General features: G+C 32.7%; 14 protein-coding genes. 3 read left to right on the forward strand and 11 right to left on the reverse strand.

Going from position 1 to position 14,795, the window contains the following annotated elements:
* Positions 1 to 66 precede the first annotated feature (66 nt).
* The 4 genes from ELQ09_RS07660 to acpP form a co-directional block, all read right to left on the reverse strand.
* On the reverse strand, positions 67 to 2,139 hold the full coding sequence (locus ELQ09_RS07660; protein ID WP_134263876.1) for a TonB-dependent receptor: 2,073 nt from the start codon (positions 2,137 to 2,139) through the stop codon (positions 67 to 69).
* Between the two features lie 133 nt (positions 2,140 to 2,272).
* Positions 2,273 to 3,211, reverse strand: a complete 939-nt coding sequence (locus tag ELQ09_RS07665) for an acetyl-CoA carboxylase carboxyltransferase subunit alpha (RefSeq protein WP_002854780.1) — start codon at positions 3,209 to 3,211, stop codon at positions 2,273 to 2,275.
* 1 nt (position 3,212) lies between these two features.
* The gene (locus ELQ09_RS07670; RefSeq protein WP_134263877.1) at positions 3,213 to 4,427 is read right to left on the reverse strand and encodes a beta-ketoacyl-ACP synthase II; all 1,215 of its coding nucleotides are present in this window, start codon (positions 4,425 to 4,427) and stop codon (positions 3,213 to 3,215) included.
* Between the two features lie 25 nt (positions 4,428 to 4,452).
* The gene (gene acpP / locus ELQ09_RS07675; protein WP_002854831.1) at positions 4,453 to 4,686 is read right to left on the reverse strand and encodes an acyl carrier protein; all 234 of its coding nucleotides are present in this window, start codon (positions 4,684 to 4,686) and stop codon (positions 4,453 to 4,455) included.
* Between the two features lie 109 nt (positions 4,687 to 4,795).
* Between acpP and tenA the strand changes: the two genes are divergently transcribed.
* The gene (gene tenA, locus ELQ09_RS07680) at positions 4,796 to 5,464 is read left to right on the forward strand and encodes a thiaminase II (RefSeq protein ID WP_088303704.1); all 669 of its coding nucleotides are present in this window, start codon (positions 4,796 to 4,798) and stop codon (positions 5,462 to 5,464) included.
* Between the two features lie 23 nt (positions 5,465 to 5,487).
* Here tenA and sdhE read toward each other — a convergent pair whose 3' ends face one another.
* From sdhE to gpmI, 7 genes are all read right to left on the reverse strand, one after another.
* The gene (gene sdhE / locus ELQ09_RS07685) at positions 5,488 to 6,345 is read right to left on the reverse strand and encodes an 8-methylmenaquinol:fumarate reductase membrane anchor subunit (protein ID WP_070316520.1); all 858 of its coding nucleotides are present in this window, start codon (positions 6,343 to 6,345) and stop codon (positions 5,488 to 5,490) included.
* A gap of 3 nt (positions 6,346 to 6,348) precedes the next feature.
* Positions 6,349 to 7,314, reverse strand: a complete 966-nt coding sequence (gene sdhB, locus ELQ09_RS07690) for an 8-methylmenaquinol:fumarate reductase iron-sulfur subunit (RefSeq protein WP_002854950.1) — start codon at positions 7,312 to 7,314, stop codon at positions 6,349 to 6,351.
* Entirely contained in the window at positions 7,311 to 9,146 is a 1,836-nt protein-coding gene (gene sdhA, locus ELQ09_RS07695; protein ID WP_134224957.1) for an 8-methylmenaquinol:fumarate reductase flavoprotein subunit, read from the reverse strand. Before sdhA ends, sdhB begins: the two co-directional genes overlap by 4 nt.
* Positions 9,147 to 9,482: 336 nt before the next feature.
* Complete coding sequence (locus tag ELQ09_RS07700; RefSeq protein WP_079263854.1) at positions 9,483 to 9,893, reverse strand: pyridoxamine 5'-phosphate oxidase family protein; 411 nt, start codon at positions 9,891 to 9,893, stop codon at positions 9,483 to 9,485.
* A gap of 6 nt (positions 9,894 to 9,899) precedes the next feature.
* Positions 9,900 to 10,643 (reverse strand): 3-oxoacyl-ACP reductase FabG, encoded by a 744-nt coding sequence (fabG, locus tag ELQ09_RS07705; RefSeq protein WP_070316517.1) that lies wholly within the window; start codon positions 10,641 to 10,643, stop codon positions 9,900 to 9,902.
* Positions 10,633 to 10,731 carry a hypothetical protein gene (locus tag ELQ09_RS08500; RefSeq protein ID WP_032603128.1) on the reverse strand — a complete coding sequence of 33 codons (99 nt, stop codon included), beginning with the start codon at positions 10,729 to 10,731 and terminating at the stop codon, positions 10,633 to 10,635. The genes fabG and ELQ09_RS08500 overlap by 11 nt, the downstream gene beginning before the upstream one ends.
* A complete protein-coding gene (gene gpmI, locus ELQ09_RS07715) occupies positions 10,715 to 12,193 on the reverse strand; it encodes a 2,3-bisphosphoglycerate-independent phosphoglycerate mutase (RefSeq protein WP_134263878.1) in 1,479 nt (492 codons plus the stop codon). The genes ELQ09_RS08500 and gpmI overlap by 17 nt, the downstream gene beginning before the upstream one ends.
* 79 nt (positions 12,194 to 12,272) lie before the next feature.
* Between gpmI and mraY the strand changes: the two genes are divergently transcribed.
* Together mraY and murD are read left to right on the forward strand one after the other, a co-directional pair.
* The gene (mraY, locus tag ELQ09_RS07720; protein WP_002881164.1) at positions 12,273 to 13,334 is read left to right on the forward strand and encodes a phospho-N-acetylmuramoyl-pentapeptide-transferase; all 1,062 of its coding nucleotides are present in this window, start codon (positions 12,273 to 12,275) and stop codon (positions 13,332 to 13,334) included.
* A complete protein-coding gene (gene murD, locus ELQ09_RS07725; protein ID WP_134224959.1) occupies positions 13,334 to 14,542 on the forward strand; it encodes a UDP-N-acetylmuramoyl-L-alanine--D-glutamate ligase in 1,209 nt (402 codons plus the stop codon). Before mraY ends, murD begins: the two co-directional genes overlap by 1 nt.
* The last annotated feature ends 253 nt before the right edge of the window (positions 14,543 to 14,795 follow it).

Below are 14,795 nucleotides of genomic sequence, written 5' to 3' on the forward strand. Positions count from 1 at the left end.
TATTTTTTACATTGTACTTTATTTTTGCTTTTTTGAAAATATAAAGGTGATTAAAGCCTTAAAAAATTAAAAATCATATTTATAACTCAACCAAAAACTCCTTCCTTCTGTATAGTCTTGATAGCGATTTGCATATCCAGCAGGATTAGCCCCATCCCATTTAGTAACTTGAGGATCGAAGAAATTTTTATCAAAAAGATTTTGCACTGCAAAACTTAAGCTAGATTGCTTATTAATTTTATAATTTATCCCTAAATCCACTATATAAAAAGGCTTATATTTTTGCCATGGCAGACTACCATTACCGCCACCTTTTGCTTTAGCTATAGTATCAAGTCTTGCTCGTGTTTTTATATAGGAACTAAATTTACCTCGCTCATAGTTTAATTTTAACATTGCCATATGCCTTGGTAAATTTTCTATTCTATCACCACCAAACCAATTTTTTTGACCATCTTTGTAGCGATTATCCATAAAAGTATAACTTGAATTTAGGCTAAAGCCATTGTAAGTTTTGGTATTAAATGCAAATTCTATACCTTTAGTCTGTGTTTTTCCAAGATTAATAGGACGCGTACAAACAGTGCCATTGCTACAATTAATACCATTTTGTATACCTGTTAAATCTTCACTACTGATTTGATTTGTAAAATCAGTAATAAATCCTGTGATAGAATAATGTGCAAAATCAAATATCCTAAAATCAACACCCAATTCATAATTTATACTTTCTTCTGGTTTTAAGTCAGGGTTTCCAAAATAAGCATTACCATTGGCATAATTATAATATCCATTTGTCAACTCCTTAGCAGCAGGAGTTTTATAGCCTTTTGAAACACCTCCTTTAAAGGCTATATTATCATTTAAGTGATAAACCAAATAAACCCTAGGCGTAAATTCAGAATCAAACAAATCGCTATAAATATAACGCAAACCTGTAGTAAAAATCAAATCATCTGTTATAAAATACTCATTTTCCCCATAAAGCGCAACCGTGGTTTGATCAAGATTTTTACCTCTTATTTGACTACCTGCGCTTGCTTGATCATTTTTTAACACCTCATAATCAATCCTTGCACCAAAGGTATTTACTAAATTACCGTACTGACCTAAATTCCAAGGTAAAACAACCTTACCTTCTCCTACCCAAATTTGGCTATGCAGCTCCTTATCCTTAGTGCTACCATATTGTAAATATGAGTTAGTTGAACTAAAATCATAGTTACCATCATGATTTAAAACAATATTATCCTTAAAAAGTTGTCTTTCACTTTTAATAGCCCTACTACTTGTAGAATTCACTGAAATTTCATTAATATATCGTTCTATATCAAAATATATATTATTTTTATCATTTACTGTCCAATTAAGCCTAGAACCAAAACCTAAACTAGTAAAAGCACCTGGACTATGACTAGCAATTTGATAATTATCAGGTCTTTGTTGACTACTATTCCAAACTGGTGTAGGCCATTTTAAATCAGAAGCTGCCTTATCATAATACTTCAACCTTGCAGAAATTGATAATGTATCTTCAATCAAAGGAGTTGCCACATAAGCATTAAATCCCCCAGCATTGCCATAGTGATTAGAGTGCTGTTGTAAAAGAGTGTTAAATTCTATATTTGCCTCAGTCTTATCAGGATTTTTCTTAGTGATAATATTTATCACACCACCTACAGCATCACTGCCATAAAGTGTAGAAGCTGGACCACGTATAACCTCAATACGCTCTATCATAGACAAAGGTGGTAGATATCCTGACTCACTGCCACTAAAACCATTATCATAAAACCCATTTGCAACACTTTGACGTTTTCCATCAATTAAAACTAGAGTATAAGAACTACCAAAACCTCGTATGCTAAAATCATAAGTGCCTGTTTTATTCATAGTCACATCTACACCTGGAATATCTCCTATAGCTTCCCCTATATCCTTAATTGGTTTTTTTTCAAGCTCTTCTTTTGTAATGATAGAAATACTAGCAGGCGCATCAACCAAATCTTGTTCAAAACCACTAGCACTAACCACAACATCATTAAGTTGATATTTTTCTTCTGCTTTTAACAAAGCTCCAGATAAAATCAAAAAACACAGTAAACTTTTTTTAAATTTTATATTTTTAATTTGAGTCAAATTAATTCCTTTAAAAATAATTATTTTGATATTTAAAATCATTTTTGAAGTATAAAAAAAGAATACTTTTAATTAACTTAATTTTGATAACAATTATAAATAATAAAATTATTTAAAAAAGCGAAGTAAAAGCCTAAGCCTCTTGATAGGCTCCAAGCTTTAAAATTTTCTGCATACGATTTGCAGAAAGTTCTCGTACATCAATATTTTCAAGTTCATTTAGAGATTTTTTTACATAATCAGCAATAGCTACTGCTGCAGCTTCTTTATTACGATGTGCACCATTTGTAGGCTCATCTATAACATCATCAATTAAACCTTGAGATTTTAAATCATCAGCGGTTACCTTCATAGCCTTGGTTGCAGCTTCACTTTTTGCAGGATCATTCCAAAGTATTGCAGCACAACCTTCAGGAGAAATTACTGAAAAAACAGAATTTTTCATCATTGCAAGTCTATCTGCAACCCCTATAGCTAACGCCCCGCCACTACCACCTTCTCCGATAACTATAGCAATGGTCGGTATTTTCAAATCACTTAATTCATATAAATTTCTAGCGATAGCTTCACTTTGCCCTCTTTCTTCAGCACCTATTCCAGGATAAGCACCTGGAGTATCTATTAAAAATAAAATAGGAATTTGAAATTTCTCTGCAAGTCTTGCTACTCTTAAGGCTTTACGATATCCTTCAGGATGTGGCATCCCAAAATTTCTAGCGATTTTATCTTTTGTTCCACGTCCTTTTTGCTCACCAATTACAATTATTTTTTTCTCTCCTAAATAACCCATAAAACAAACAATAGCAGGATCATCTCTAAAGGCACGATCACCATGTATTTCGTGAGCGTCATTTAAAATAAGTTCAATATAGTCAAGAGCATAAGGGCGATCTGGATGACGCGCTAATTGCAAACGTTGAAAATCGCTTAAATTCTTATAAGTTTTAGAAATTTCTTTTTCAAGATTTTTCTTTAAAATCGATACAGCTTCAGTATCTCCTTTAATCTGAGCATTGATAATGTCCTCATCAATTTGCTGAATATTTTTTTCAAAATCTAAATAAGAAGCCATATTAATCTGCTTTTTTAAATACAACACAGCCATTTGTGCCACCAAAACCAAAAGAATTACTCATCACCACTTTTAAATCTACTTTTCTTGATATATTTGGAACATAATCAAGATCACATTCATCATCTTTTACAAGCTGATTGATTGTAGGTGGAACTACCCCATCTCTTAAAGCCATAACACTAACAACTGCTTCAATTGCACCTGCAGCACCCAAGCAATGACCTGTTTGTCCTTTGGTGGAACTTATAAGCGGGATATTATTGCCAAAAAGCTCTTTAATTGCTGCTGTTTCATTTTTGTCATTTACAGGGGTTGAAGTTCCATGTGCATTGATATAATCTACCTTTGGATTCCCTGCCATATTTAAAGCTTTTTTCATAGCTCTTAAAGGCCCATCTAAAGTTGGTGAAGTAATATGATGCGCATCTGCACTTTCTCCAAATCCAATTAATTCAGCATAAATTGTAGCACCGCGTTTTTTAGCCTCTTCATATTCCTCAAAAACTAAAGCTCCAGCACCTTCTCCCATGACAAAACCATCTCTTTCTTTGTCAAATGGTCTTGAAGCATGCTGTGGATCTTCATTTCTAGTTGATAAAGCTTTCATTGAAGCAAAACCACCTATACCCACAGGACAAATCGCAGCTTCTGCACCTATGACTAACATCTTTTTAGCATTTCCCAAAGCTATACTTTTATAAGCTTCTCCTATAGCATGAGTTCCTGCTGCACAAGCTGTAACACAAGAAATATTTGGCCCTTTAAGTCCATGCTCTATAGAAATCAAACCTCCTAACATATTTACAAGTGCTGAAGGTATGAAAAAAGGGGAAATTTTACGCGGACCTCGCTCGGAACAAATAATGGAATTTTTTTCTATGTTAGGCAAACCTCCGATACCAGCAGCCGAAACAATGCCAAATTCTTCTTTGTCTAATTCTTCGCTAAATCCAGCATCCTGCATTGCTTCTCTTGCTGCTTTAATTCCAAGTTGTATGAAACGGTCAATTTTTTTTACTTCTTTGCCATCAACAACCTCTAATGGATCAAAATTTTTAACTTCAGCTGCAATTTGAACAGGAAAGTCTGTGGCATCAAAAAGAGTAATTTTATTTACTCCGCTTTCTCCATTGCAAATTGCTTTAAATGAACTTTCTTTATCTAAACCAAGGGCATTGATCATACCAATACCTGTAACTACAACTCTTTTCAAGAATAAGCTCCTTGCAAGAAAAAAATTATTTTTTTAGATTGTCAATATAATTTACAACATCTTCAATTTTAATTAATTTTTCAGCATCACTATCTGGAATTTCTACTTCAAATTTTTCTTCTAAAGCCATAATAAGCTCTACAACATCTAAAGAATCAGCACCTAAATCTTCAATAATTTTTGATTCCATTTTAACTGCATCTGCATCAATACTTAATTGCTCTACTACTACTGCTTTTACATCATCAAATGTTGCCATTTGTTCTCCTTCAAAAAATTAAAATAAAGCGTATTTTACTATAAAAAGCTTAAAATATTTATAGTTTTTCATTATACTTGAAAATAAAATATTAAAACATAAAGGAAAAATGATGCTTTTCTCTAATTTAATCAAAGAAAATCAAAAAATTTGGAATGCTTATCTACACCATGATTTTGTTAAAAAATTGGAAGATAAAAGCCTAAAGCAAGAAAATTTTCTTTTTTATCTCAAGCAAGATTATATTTATTTGCTTAATTACGCAAAATGTTATGCAAGATTAGCACTTAACTCAAATACCGCAAAAGAACTTCGTTTTGCTATGAAATTTCAAAATTATATAGTTGAAGGAGAAATGGAGCTTCATCGTGCAATTTTATCTCTTGGCATTAATGCAGATGAACTCGATGCAAAAGATGAAAGTTTAGTCAATATAGCCTATTCGCGTTATATGTTAAGCGTAGGTGAAAATGGAGATTTTTTAGATATGTTAGTTGCTCTTAGTGCTTGCGCTATAGGCTATGCAAAAATAGGTGCTGAAATTATAAATCGTTTAAAAAATGAAAATTTAAAAGATCATCCTTACAAGGAATGGATTTTGACCTATGGAAGTGAAAATTTTCAAAATGAAGCTAAAGAATTTGAAGATTTTGTTAATTCTTATACTTCAAGTGTTAGTGCACAAAAATTCCAAAAACTCAGCGAAATTTTTCATACTGTAACACGCTTAGAAGTGACTTTTTGGGAGCATTCTTTAAGAATGGAATTAAATCTTTAAACATGGGCTTTTTGCCCATGTTTTTATGCAATTTTACTTGCATCAATAATATTATAATCCAAACCAACCATTTCTTTAGAAAGTCCTAATGCAAGTCCTACTAATTGTGATAAATGAATAATAGGCAATCTTGCTTTAGAATTAGTATAATCTTGAAATCTTTCTTGATAGATATCAAGCTGCATTTGACAAAGTGGACAAGGTGTTACAACACAATCAGCTTGATTTTCACTTGCATTATTGACAATTTGACTAGACATTTTTTTCACAGATTTTTCTGCAGGATAAGAAGCATGAAAACCACAACAATCAAGGCGTTTTTCAAAAAGAACTATTTTAGCCCCTAAAACTTCTACTACACTTTCAAAACTTTTTGGATTGGTTGAACTTTCTTTTTTACCGAAAGTATCTTCAGGTCTTAAACTATGGCAACCATAAAATAAAGCTACTTTTAAATTTGAAAGCGGCTTTTTCACCTTGCTTTTTAAATTATCCAAATCCTCATAAAGCTCCCACAAAAGACTTGTAATAGGCGTTGAACCTTGATATTTCATTCCACCTTGTGCTAAAAAAGTATTGATGCGTTCTTTTGCACCCTTATCAAGAGTATTTTTTGCTTTAGTTAAAGTTAGCATACAAGTACTACAAGTTGCAAGCATTGGCATTTTCATCTCTTCCGCTAAAGCAATATTTCTTGCATTAGCTACCAAAGTCGCAATAGGATCAACACACTGTGCTTGAGAAGCCCCACAACAACTCCACCCCTTAATTTCATTCAACTTCCAACCCAAAATAGGTGCAATAGCTTCAAGTGAAATTTTAGATTCTTTTGCAGCTTGAGATAAAACACAACCTGGAAAAAAAGCGTATTCTTTTTGCATATTTTACTCCTTAACAGCAGCTTCTTGTGCCGCCTTTATCATTTTAACCAAATCTTTATGCCCTTCTATTTCATCCTCGCCAAAAACATGCATAGGATTCATTTTTCCTGCACGCATAAGTTTAAAAGCTATATCTGTTTTACCCATAGAACCTATAACACCCTCAGAACGCAAAGCAAGATAAATTTCATTCAAGCGTCCTGAACCTTCAACTAAATCTTTATAAAAAGCTTCAGCATGATCAGGCCCTAAGCCTTCATTTAAACCTTTTTTAATCGCCATCACTCTTAAATTTGCTATATCACTTACTGAACTTATACCCTTTGGACAACGATCAGCGCACTCTTGACAATGAACACAAAGCCAAAGTCCATTCATTACGCTGGGTTTTACATGCAGCATAGGATCCTTACCTCGAGAGTCCGCCGCTGCACGCCAAGCATGAGTAAAAACAAAAGGTTGCATATAATCGCTACTATCTGCTTCTAATTTATTACACTCTGAAGCACAGCTACCACATAAAATACAATCCCATTGCTTGCTAATACGATCAAATTCTTCTTGACTTTGTTTACAGCCCTTTTCCGCTGAAAATTCATTTTTTGCCACCATAGCAGGACGAATTTTTCTTAAATTTTCTATAGAAGGCTCCCAATCCACAATTAAATCAGAAATTACTCTAAAATTTCCAAGCGGAGAAATGCGTATACTTGAAGGATTATCATATTCTTTTAACAAATCTTGCATTTTAGTATCGCAAGCAAGATAAGAATGCCCATTCACACGAACTGCACAAGCCCCACAAATTGCAGATTGACAAGAGGCGGTAAAATTTAAAGTAATATCTTTTGTTTTTTTGATAAAAAGCAAAAGAGAGAGCAGAGTTTTTCCTTGTATATCCTTATCATCAATATCATAACTTTGTTCATATTTTTCCTTGCCATTAAAACGATCTATGATAATTTTCATTGTACTCTCCTTCCATCAAGTGAAAACTCAGTTACCACGACATCTTTATAACTAAGTTTTAATTCATCATTTTCTAAATTTACAATGCTATGTTTTAAGAAATTTTTATCATCTCGCTTTGGATAATCTTCTCTAGTATGAGCCCCACGACTTTCAAGTCTATTTCTAGCTGCTAAACAAGCACAGCGAGAAAGTAAAATCAAATTACCAAGCTCTACATAATCTGTAAAAGCAGTATTCATCACTTCATTAGGATTTGGAATACAAATTTTTTCATATCTTGCTTGTATATCTTCTAAATTTTTTGCTAGAAGATCGAGTTTTTCTTGGGTTCTAAAAATCCCCATATTATCCCAATTTTGACTTCCTAGCTCTTCTCGCAATTCATACATTTCTTGACCATTTCCGCCATTATTTGTAATTTCTTTAAATCTAGCCTGCCATTTTTGAGCAAGTTCATGAGTTTTTGCTCCTTTTCCAAAACTTGCATCTTTAGCATAATTTGTCGCACCAATGCCTGCCAAATGCCCTGTTACAACTGCATCGGCTAAAGAATTTCCCCCTAGTCTATTAGCTCCATGTATAGAAATACAAGAAGCTTCTCCACCTACATAAATTCCAGCAATTTTAGTACTCATATCTTCAAATTTAGCCACTTCAATTCCACCCATAGAATAATGCGCCGTTGGACGGATAGGTACAGGAGTATCTACTAAATCAATATTTTCAAAAAGCATTGCAGTGTGACGAATTTTTGGTAAATCTTTTAAAATTTTTTCTTTTCCTAAGTGGCGTACATCGCACAAAACATAAGCTCCAAGTCCCTCACCATAACCTCTACCTTCGCGAATTTCTGTTTCTATAGCACGCGCAACTACATCTCGCGGTGCAAGCTCCATTTTTTCATGGTAATTTTTCATAAAACGCTCACCACGATTATTTAAAAGATATCCCCCTTCACCGCGCGCCGCTTCTGTAATAAGAGTTCCGCTATTTGCAACTCCTGTTGGGTGAAATTGTATCATCTCAGGATCTTCAAAACCAAGTCCTGCTCTAAGAGCAGCTGCCACGCCATCTCCTGTGGCAATAAAAGGAGTTGAAGTTCTATTATAAAATATCCTTGTATATCCCCCTGTAGCAATCACCAAAGCTTTGCATAATACAGGATAAATTCCACCGCTTTGTATATCTCTTAAAACGACACCCTCGCATTTTCCATCCACAACACCTATATCCAAAAGTTCATGATCCATTAAAAATTTCACACCACTACTAATAGCATCATCTAAACAAGAATGCATTAAAATATGACCTGTTTTATCTGCAGAATAGTTACAGCGTTTCTTAGAAGCTCCTCCCATTAAACGCTGAGCTACTCCACCTTGCTCATTTCTTGAAAACAAGGTTCCTATAAAATCCATATTAAAAATAGCCTTTCCAGCTAATTCGCAAAATTTTAAAGCCGCGTCTTGATCTACCAAATAAGCTCCGCCTTTAATAGTATCATAAGCATGTAATTTATAGGAATCTCCATTAGAAAAATCAGTAACTCCATTAATTCCACCCTCTGCCATACAAGTTGCGTTACGCGATGGCATCATCTTTGTAGCTACCACAACGCTTAATTTTGGATTTTCTTTTCTCACTGCGGCTGCAGCACGCAAACCTGCTCCACCTGATCCAATTACCAAAACATCACAAGAAGGTAAATTTGTATCTTTATCCATCTTAGATGAATCATCTAAGGCATAAACTCCACTTGAACTTGCAGCTAAAGCTCCTACACTAATACAGGCTGTTTTTATAAAATCTCTTCTAGAAAATTCACCCATATCATTCTCCTTATTTAAAAAATTAATAATAATTTTTAATGTAAGTCAATCTTACATAACCGCATGCCAAAAATCCAAAAACAAACTCTCTTTTCAATATAAAATGAATTAAAAACAAATTTATAATTTAATAAATATAAAAAAGCATAAGATAAGCAATCAAAGAAGATAGATGAATATAATAAAATAAATATTAAAAAATTTTTGCAATATATCATAATCTATTCCTTGCAAATTAAATGGAATGATTATATCTTAAAAAAATAACAAAAAGTTAATATTAATTAAGATATTATTTATCTTAATTAATATATAGTTAATAAAATTATCAAATCATTAAGCCTTAAAAAGCTTAAATTCTCCATTCATAAATTGCATTCTAGCGCTTAAATGATCAAGATAAAAAACTTCAAATTTTGGATTTTGTGGAGTTTCATAAAGATTTACAAGATAAGGGTATTTTTCAAACATCATTTTTTTAACTTCTAAATTTGGTTCAAAAACCGCATTAGCTCTAAGTCTTAAAAAAGTCCCATCTTTTGCACAAGAACAAAATTCAATACCATTATAATTTTTTATATGTTTAAAAAGTCCCTTTGTGTTTGCTGTGCAAAAATAAATTTTATCTCCCATAAGCAATGGACTTTGTATAGGACGCACTCTAGGATTTCCACAAGTTCCTAAAGTGGCTAAAAATGCCGGTGCATTATCATCTAAAAATTGTGCTATTTCTTTTAAATCCATCATTTTTCCTTACATATATAAACCACCATTGATCTTAAGCACATCACCTGTCACATAAGAGGCATAATCACTAAGTAAAAACGCTACACAATTAGCCACTTCTTCAGGTTCTGCAAAGCGTTTTAAAGGGATATTATCTTGATAAACTTGTTTGATTTCATCGCTTAAAACTTCAGTCATATCGCTTTTTATAAAACCTGGAGTTACACAGTTAAAGCGTAAATTTCTACTTGCTCCTTCTTTAGCAAAAGATTTAGTCATAGCTATCATTCCACCTTTGCTAGCAGAATAATTTACTTGTCCAGCATTACCCATTTCTCCGACAATAGAAGCGATATTCACAACAGCACCAAAGCGTTTTTTACTCATGGTTTTTAAAGCTTCTCTACAACCTAAAAAAGCTGAGCTTAAATTCGTATCCACAACGCCACTAAAGTCCTCTAATTTCATTCTTAAAGCAAGTTTATCATTTGTAACGCCTGCGTTATTTACAAGATAACTTAACTCTCCATCGCTCTCCACTATGGTTTTTACACCATTTTCAAACTCATCTTCTTTGCTTGCATCAAATTTAATCACAGCAGCAACGCCACCACTTGCAATAATTTCATCTTTTAAAGCATCTGCGAGTTCAGGTTTTGAACGATAATTAATCCAAACTTTAAGTCCAAAACCCGCTAAAGTTTTTGCGATAGAAGCACCTATTCCCTTACTTGCTCCGGTAATTAAAACATTTTTTCCGCTAAATTTCATTATCTATCCTTAATAAGTTTAATTTTAAAAATTGCAATCTTAACAAATTTCTTATAAAAAAGGCAAACAAACTAAAACAAAGCCTCATTCATTTCTTTTGGAATTTCTAAGTCTAAAATTTTAAGCACACTTGCAGCGATATTGCTAAGCCCCATATTATCTTTAATCTTTGAAACTCCCTTTGCTTGCACAAAAACAAAAACATCAAAAGTGGTATGATTGGTAAGCAAATTTCCTTTTTCATCTTGCATAGCTTCGCAATTTCCATGATCACTTGTAATGATAAAAGCATAATCATGCTTTTTTGCACATTCTACAATCTCGCCCAAACAAGTATCCACCGCTTCAACAGCCTTTATAGCAGCATTAAAATCACCTGTATGTCCAACCATATCTCCATTTGCAAAATTTACCACTATAAAATCCTCACCCTTTTCTATACCTTTTTTCACTGCATCACACACTTCAAAAGCACTCATTTGGGGTTTTTCATCATAAGTTTTTACCTTGGGGCTTGGGATTAAAACCCTTGTTTCATTTTCTAAAAGCTCTTCTTTTCCGCCATTAAAAAAGAAAGTTACATGGGCATATTTTTCGGTTTCTGCGGTATGAAGCTGACTAAGCCCTGCTTTAGAAATCACTTGCGCTAAAGTATTTTCAATTTTTTCTTTTTCAAAAAGCACAGGGAGTTTAAATTTATCATCATAAACACTCATAGTAAGTAAATTTTCAAAGATTTTTTCGCGTTCAAACTCTTTAAAATCCTTAGAATTTAACACTTCAACAAGTTGTTTCATTCTATCATTTCTAAAGTTGATAAAGATAATGCCATCTTCTTCTCTCATGCCCTTGTAATTCTCATTTTGAGCTGCTTTGATAAATTCATCAGTAACATTTTCATCGTAAGATTTTTGTAGGTATTCTAATAAATTTGGCACTTTATAAGCCTTACCTAACAAGCACTCATAATACTCTTTTACCCTATCCCAACGCTTATCTCTATCCATAGCATAAAAACGCCCACAAATCGTAGCAAAATGCACGCCTAAGTTTTCACAAAATTCTTTTAAATCTTTTATGAAATTTAAGCCACTTTTTGGACTTACATCGCGCCCATCAGTGATTGCATGAGCAAAAACTTCATTGCCATTTTTCGCACAAATTTCAAGCATGGCTTTAAAATGCGTATCCATAGAATGCACCCCGCCATCGCTATAAAGCCCTATAATATGCACTCTTTTACATTTTGCTAAAAGTTTTTGTAAATTCTCATTTTTTTCAAGTTCTTTGTTTTCAATGGCTTTATTAATACGCACTAAATTTTGATAAATAATACGCCCACTTCCTATACACATATGCCCTACTTCACTATTTCCCATCTGCCGTTCTGGCAAACCTACAGCTAAACCACTCGTTTTTAGTAAAGAATTTGGGACTTCCTTAAAAAGCTTTTCATAACTTGGTTTTTTAGCTGCTTCAAAAGCATTAAACTTACTATTCTTATTATACCCTATTCCATCTGTAATAATTAAAACGCATTTTTGCTTCATTTTTCTCTCTTTTATAAGAATTTTTTTGGTTAGATTTTACTAAAATTAAACTTTTAAAAACCAAAAAGAAGGCTAGGTTTTGTATTATCTTTCAGATTTAAGTCATTATGCTTTTTTTACTTATATTAGTGTGCGTGCAGGATTTGCTTTTTTTATCGCTTTATGTTTGTCTTTATTTTTAATGCCTAAATTTATTACTTGGGCAAAAGCTAAAAATGCTAGTCAACCTATTTACGAATATGCCCCAGAAACTCATAAAACCAAATGCCATACTCCAACCATGGGTGGGCTTATTTTCATCAGTTCTGCAGTAATCGCAAGTTTATTTTGTATCAAATTTGATAATATTTTTGCTATAAGTGCTTTGCTTTGTTTGATACTTTTTTGTTTGATAGGACTCGTAGATGATTTAGGCAAAGTTCTAAAAAAAGATAATCATTCAGGACTTAGCCCAAAAATGAAGCTTTTAGCGCAAATCATCGCAGGACTTATTTGTATCTTACCTTTATATTTTAGTTCAGAACTTAGCACAGAACTTTTTATACCTTTTTACAAACATCCTCTTTTTGATATGGAAATTTTTGCCATTGCTTTTTGGATTTTGGTTTTAATTTCTAGCTCTAATGCTGTAAATTTAACCGATGGACTTGATGGCTTAGCTACAGTTCCAAGTATTTTTTCTTTATCTACTTTAGGGATATTCTTATATTTGAGCGGGAATTTAAATTATAGTGAATATTTACTTTTGCCAAAAATTCAAGGACTTGGTGAAGTAGTGATTATTTGTGCTGCATTAATTGGTGCTTTAATGGGATTTTTATGGTATAACTGTTATCCTGCACAGGTTTTTATGGGGGATAGTGGAAGTTTAGCTTTAGGTGGATTCATAGGATTTTTAGCTATCATTAGCAAAAATGAAATTTTACTTTTACTCATAGGTTTTGTTTTTGTTCTTGAAACTGTTTCTGTAATTTTACAAGTTGGAAGTTTTAAAATTTTTAATAAAAGAGTATTTAAAATGGCACCTATTCATCATCATTTTGAAAAAGTTGGCTGGGTAGAAAATAAAATTATAGTGCGTTTTTGGATGATAGCCCTACTTTCAAATTTACTTGCACTTGCATCAATAAAGCTAAGATAATGAAAATTTCACTTTTTGGATATGGAAAAACCACACGCGCTATTGCTGAAAATTTGGTAGATAAATTTGGGTCTTTTGATATCTATGATGATCATTTTATAGAAACAAAAAAAGATACACTAGGAAATTTACTTTTAAATCCTAATGATTTTGATGATAATTTAAGCGATATTGAAATTCCTAGTCCAGGTTTTCCACCAAAGCACAAACTCATTCAAAAAGCAAAAAATTTACAAAGTGAATATGACTTTTTTTATGATATCATGCCAAAATCCGTTTGGATAAGCGGAACCAATGGCAAAACCACTACCACTCAAATGGCTACACATTTATTATCACACATTGGTGCTGTTATGGGTGGAAATGTTGGAACTCCTTTAGTAGAGCTTAATCCTTATGCAAAACTTTGGATACTTGAAACTTCATCTTTTACCCTACACTACACTCATAAAGCTAAACCTGAAATTTATGCACTTTTACCTATAAGTCCTGATCATCTTTCTTGGCATGAAAGTTTTGATAATTATGTTCAAGATAAGCTAAGCGTTTTAAAAAGAATGAATGAATGTGATGTAGTAATACTGCCTAAAATTTATGCAAATACTCCAACAAAAGCTCATAAAATAAGCTATGAAGATGAAAAAGATCTATCTGTTAAATTTGGCATTGATACGGAAAAAATTTCCTTTAAAAATCCTTTTTTACTCGATGCTATCATGGCTTTAGCTATAGAAAAAATTCTACTTGATACTTTAAGCTATGAGCTTTTAAATAGCTTTGTAATGGAAAAAAATAAACTCGAAGAGCTTAAAGACAGTCAAAATAGGCTTTGGGTAAATGACACTAAAGCTACAAATGAAAGTGCTGTAATGGCTGCACTTAGTCGCTATAAAGATAAAAAAATCCATCTTATCATAGGGGGAGATGATAAGGGTGTAGATCTTAGCAATTTATTTGATTTTATGAAAGGATTTGATATAGAACTCTATGCTATAGGTATTAGTACTGAAAAAATGCTTGATTATGCAAAAAAAGCGAATTTGAAAGCCTATAAATGTGAAGTTTTATCTAAAGCTGTAAATGAAATTTCAAATCACTTAAGAGTCAATGAAGTAGCTCTTTTAAGTCCCGCTTGTGCAAGTTTAGATCAGTTCAACTCTTACGCAGAGCGTGGAAAAGTCTTTAAGGAATGTGTGAATAAAATTTAATTTATTTTACTTTTCATACAAATATATTAAACCTTCCAAACCCCTAAAAACACCCTATTCTCTAATATAACCCTAAGCACACAGTAAATCTTTATTTTACACTATTCCAAACACCATCTAAAACAACAATAAAAAATAAACATAGGATTTATATATAAAGTAAGTAATGAAGATATTTAACAAGTCCGCAATGAGCTACTTTCCCCCTGCCAGTAAGGCGTAGTATCATCACCCACGATGTGCTTAGCTTCTT

This window comes from Campylobacter sp. CH186 (assembly GCF_004378925.1).
GTDB lineage: Bacteria > Campylobacterota > Campylobacteria > Campylobacterales > Campylobacteraceae > Campylobacter_D > Campylobacter_D jejuni.

Excerpts from the sequence above, each read along its gene's own strand:
- ELQ09_RS07665 (WP_002854780.1), bottom strand. The coding sequence starts at position 3,211 with ATGGCTTCTTATTTAGATTTTGAAAAAAATATTCAGCAAATTGATGAG.
- acpP (WP_002854831.1), bottom strand. The coding sequence starts at position 4,686 with ATGGCAACATTTGATGATGTAAAAGCAGTAGTAGTAGAGCAATTAAGT.
- tenA (WP_088303704.1), top strand. The coding sequence starts at position 4,796 with ATGATGCTTTTCTCTAATTTAATCAAAGAAAATCAAAAAATTTGGAAT.
- sdhE (WP_070316520.1), bottom strand. The coding sequence starts at position 6,345 with ATGCAAAAAGAATACGCTTTTTTTCCAGGTTGTGTTTTATCTCAAGCT.
- sdhB (WP_002854950.1), bottom strand. The coding sequence starts at position 7,314 with ATGAAAATTATCATAGATCGTTTTAATGGCAAGGAAAAATATGAACAA.
- sdhA (WP_134224957.1), bottom strand. The coding sequence starts at position 9,146 with ATGGGTGAATTTTCTAGAAGAGATTTTATAAAAACAGCCTGTATTAGT.
- ELQ09_RS07700 (WP_079263854.1), bottom strand. The coding sequence starts at position 9,893 with ATGATGGATTTAAAAGAAATAGCACAATTTTTAGATGATAATGCACCG.
- fabG (WP_070316517.1), bottom strand. The coding sequence starts at position 10,643 with ATGAAATTTAGCGGAAAAAATGTTTTAATTACCGGAGCAAGTAAGGGA.
- ELQ09_RS08500 (WP_032603128.1), bottom strand. The coding sequence starts at position 10,731 with ATGAGGCTTTGTTTTAGTTTGTTTGCCTTTTTTATAAGAAATTTGTTA.
- gpmI (WP_134263878.1), bottom strand. The coding sequence starts at position 12,193 with ATGAAGCAAAAATGCGTTTTAATTATTACAGATGGAATAGGGTATAAT.
- murD (WP_134224959.1), top strand. The coding sequence starts at position 13,334 with ATGAAAATTTCACTTTTTGGATATGGAAAAACCACACGCGCTATTGCT.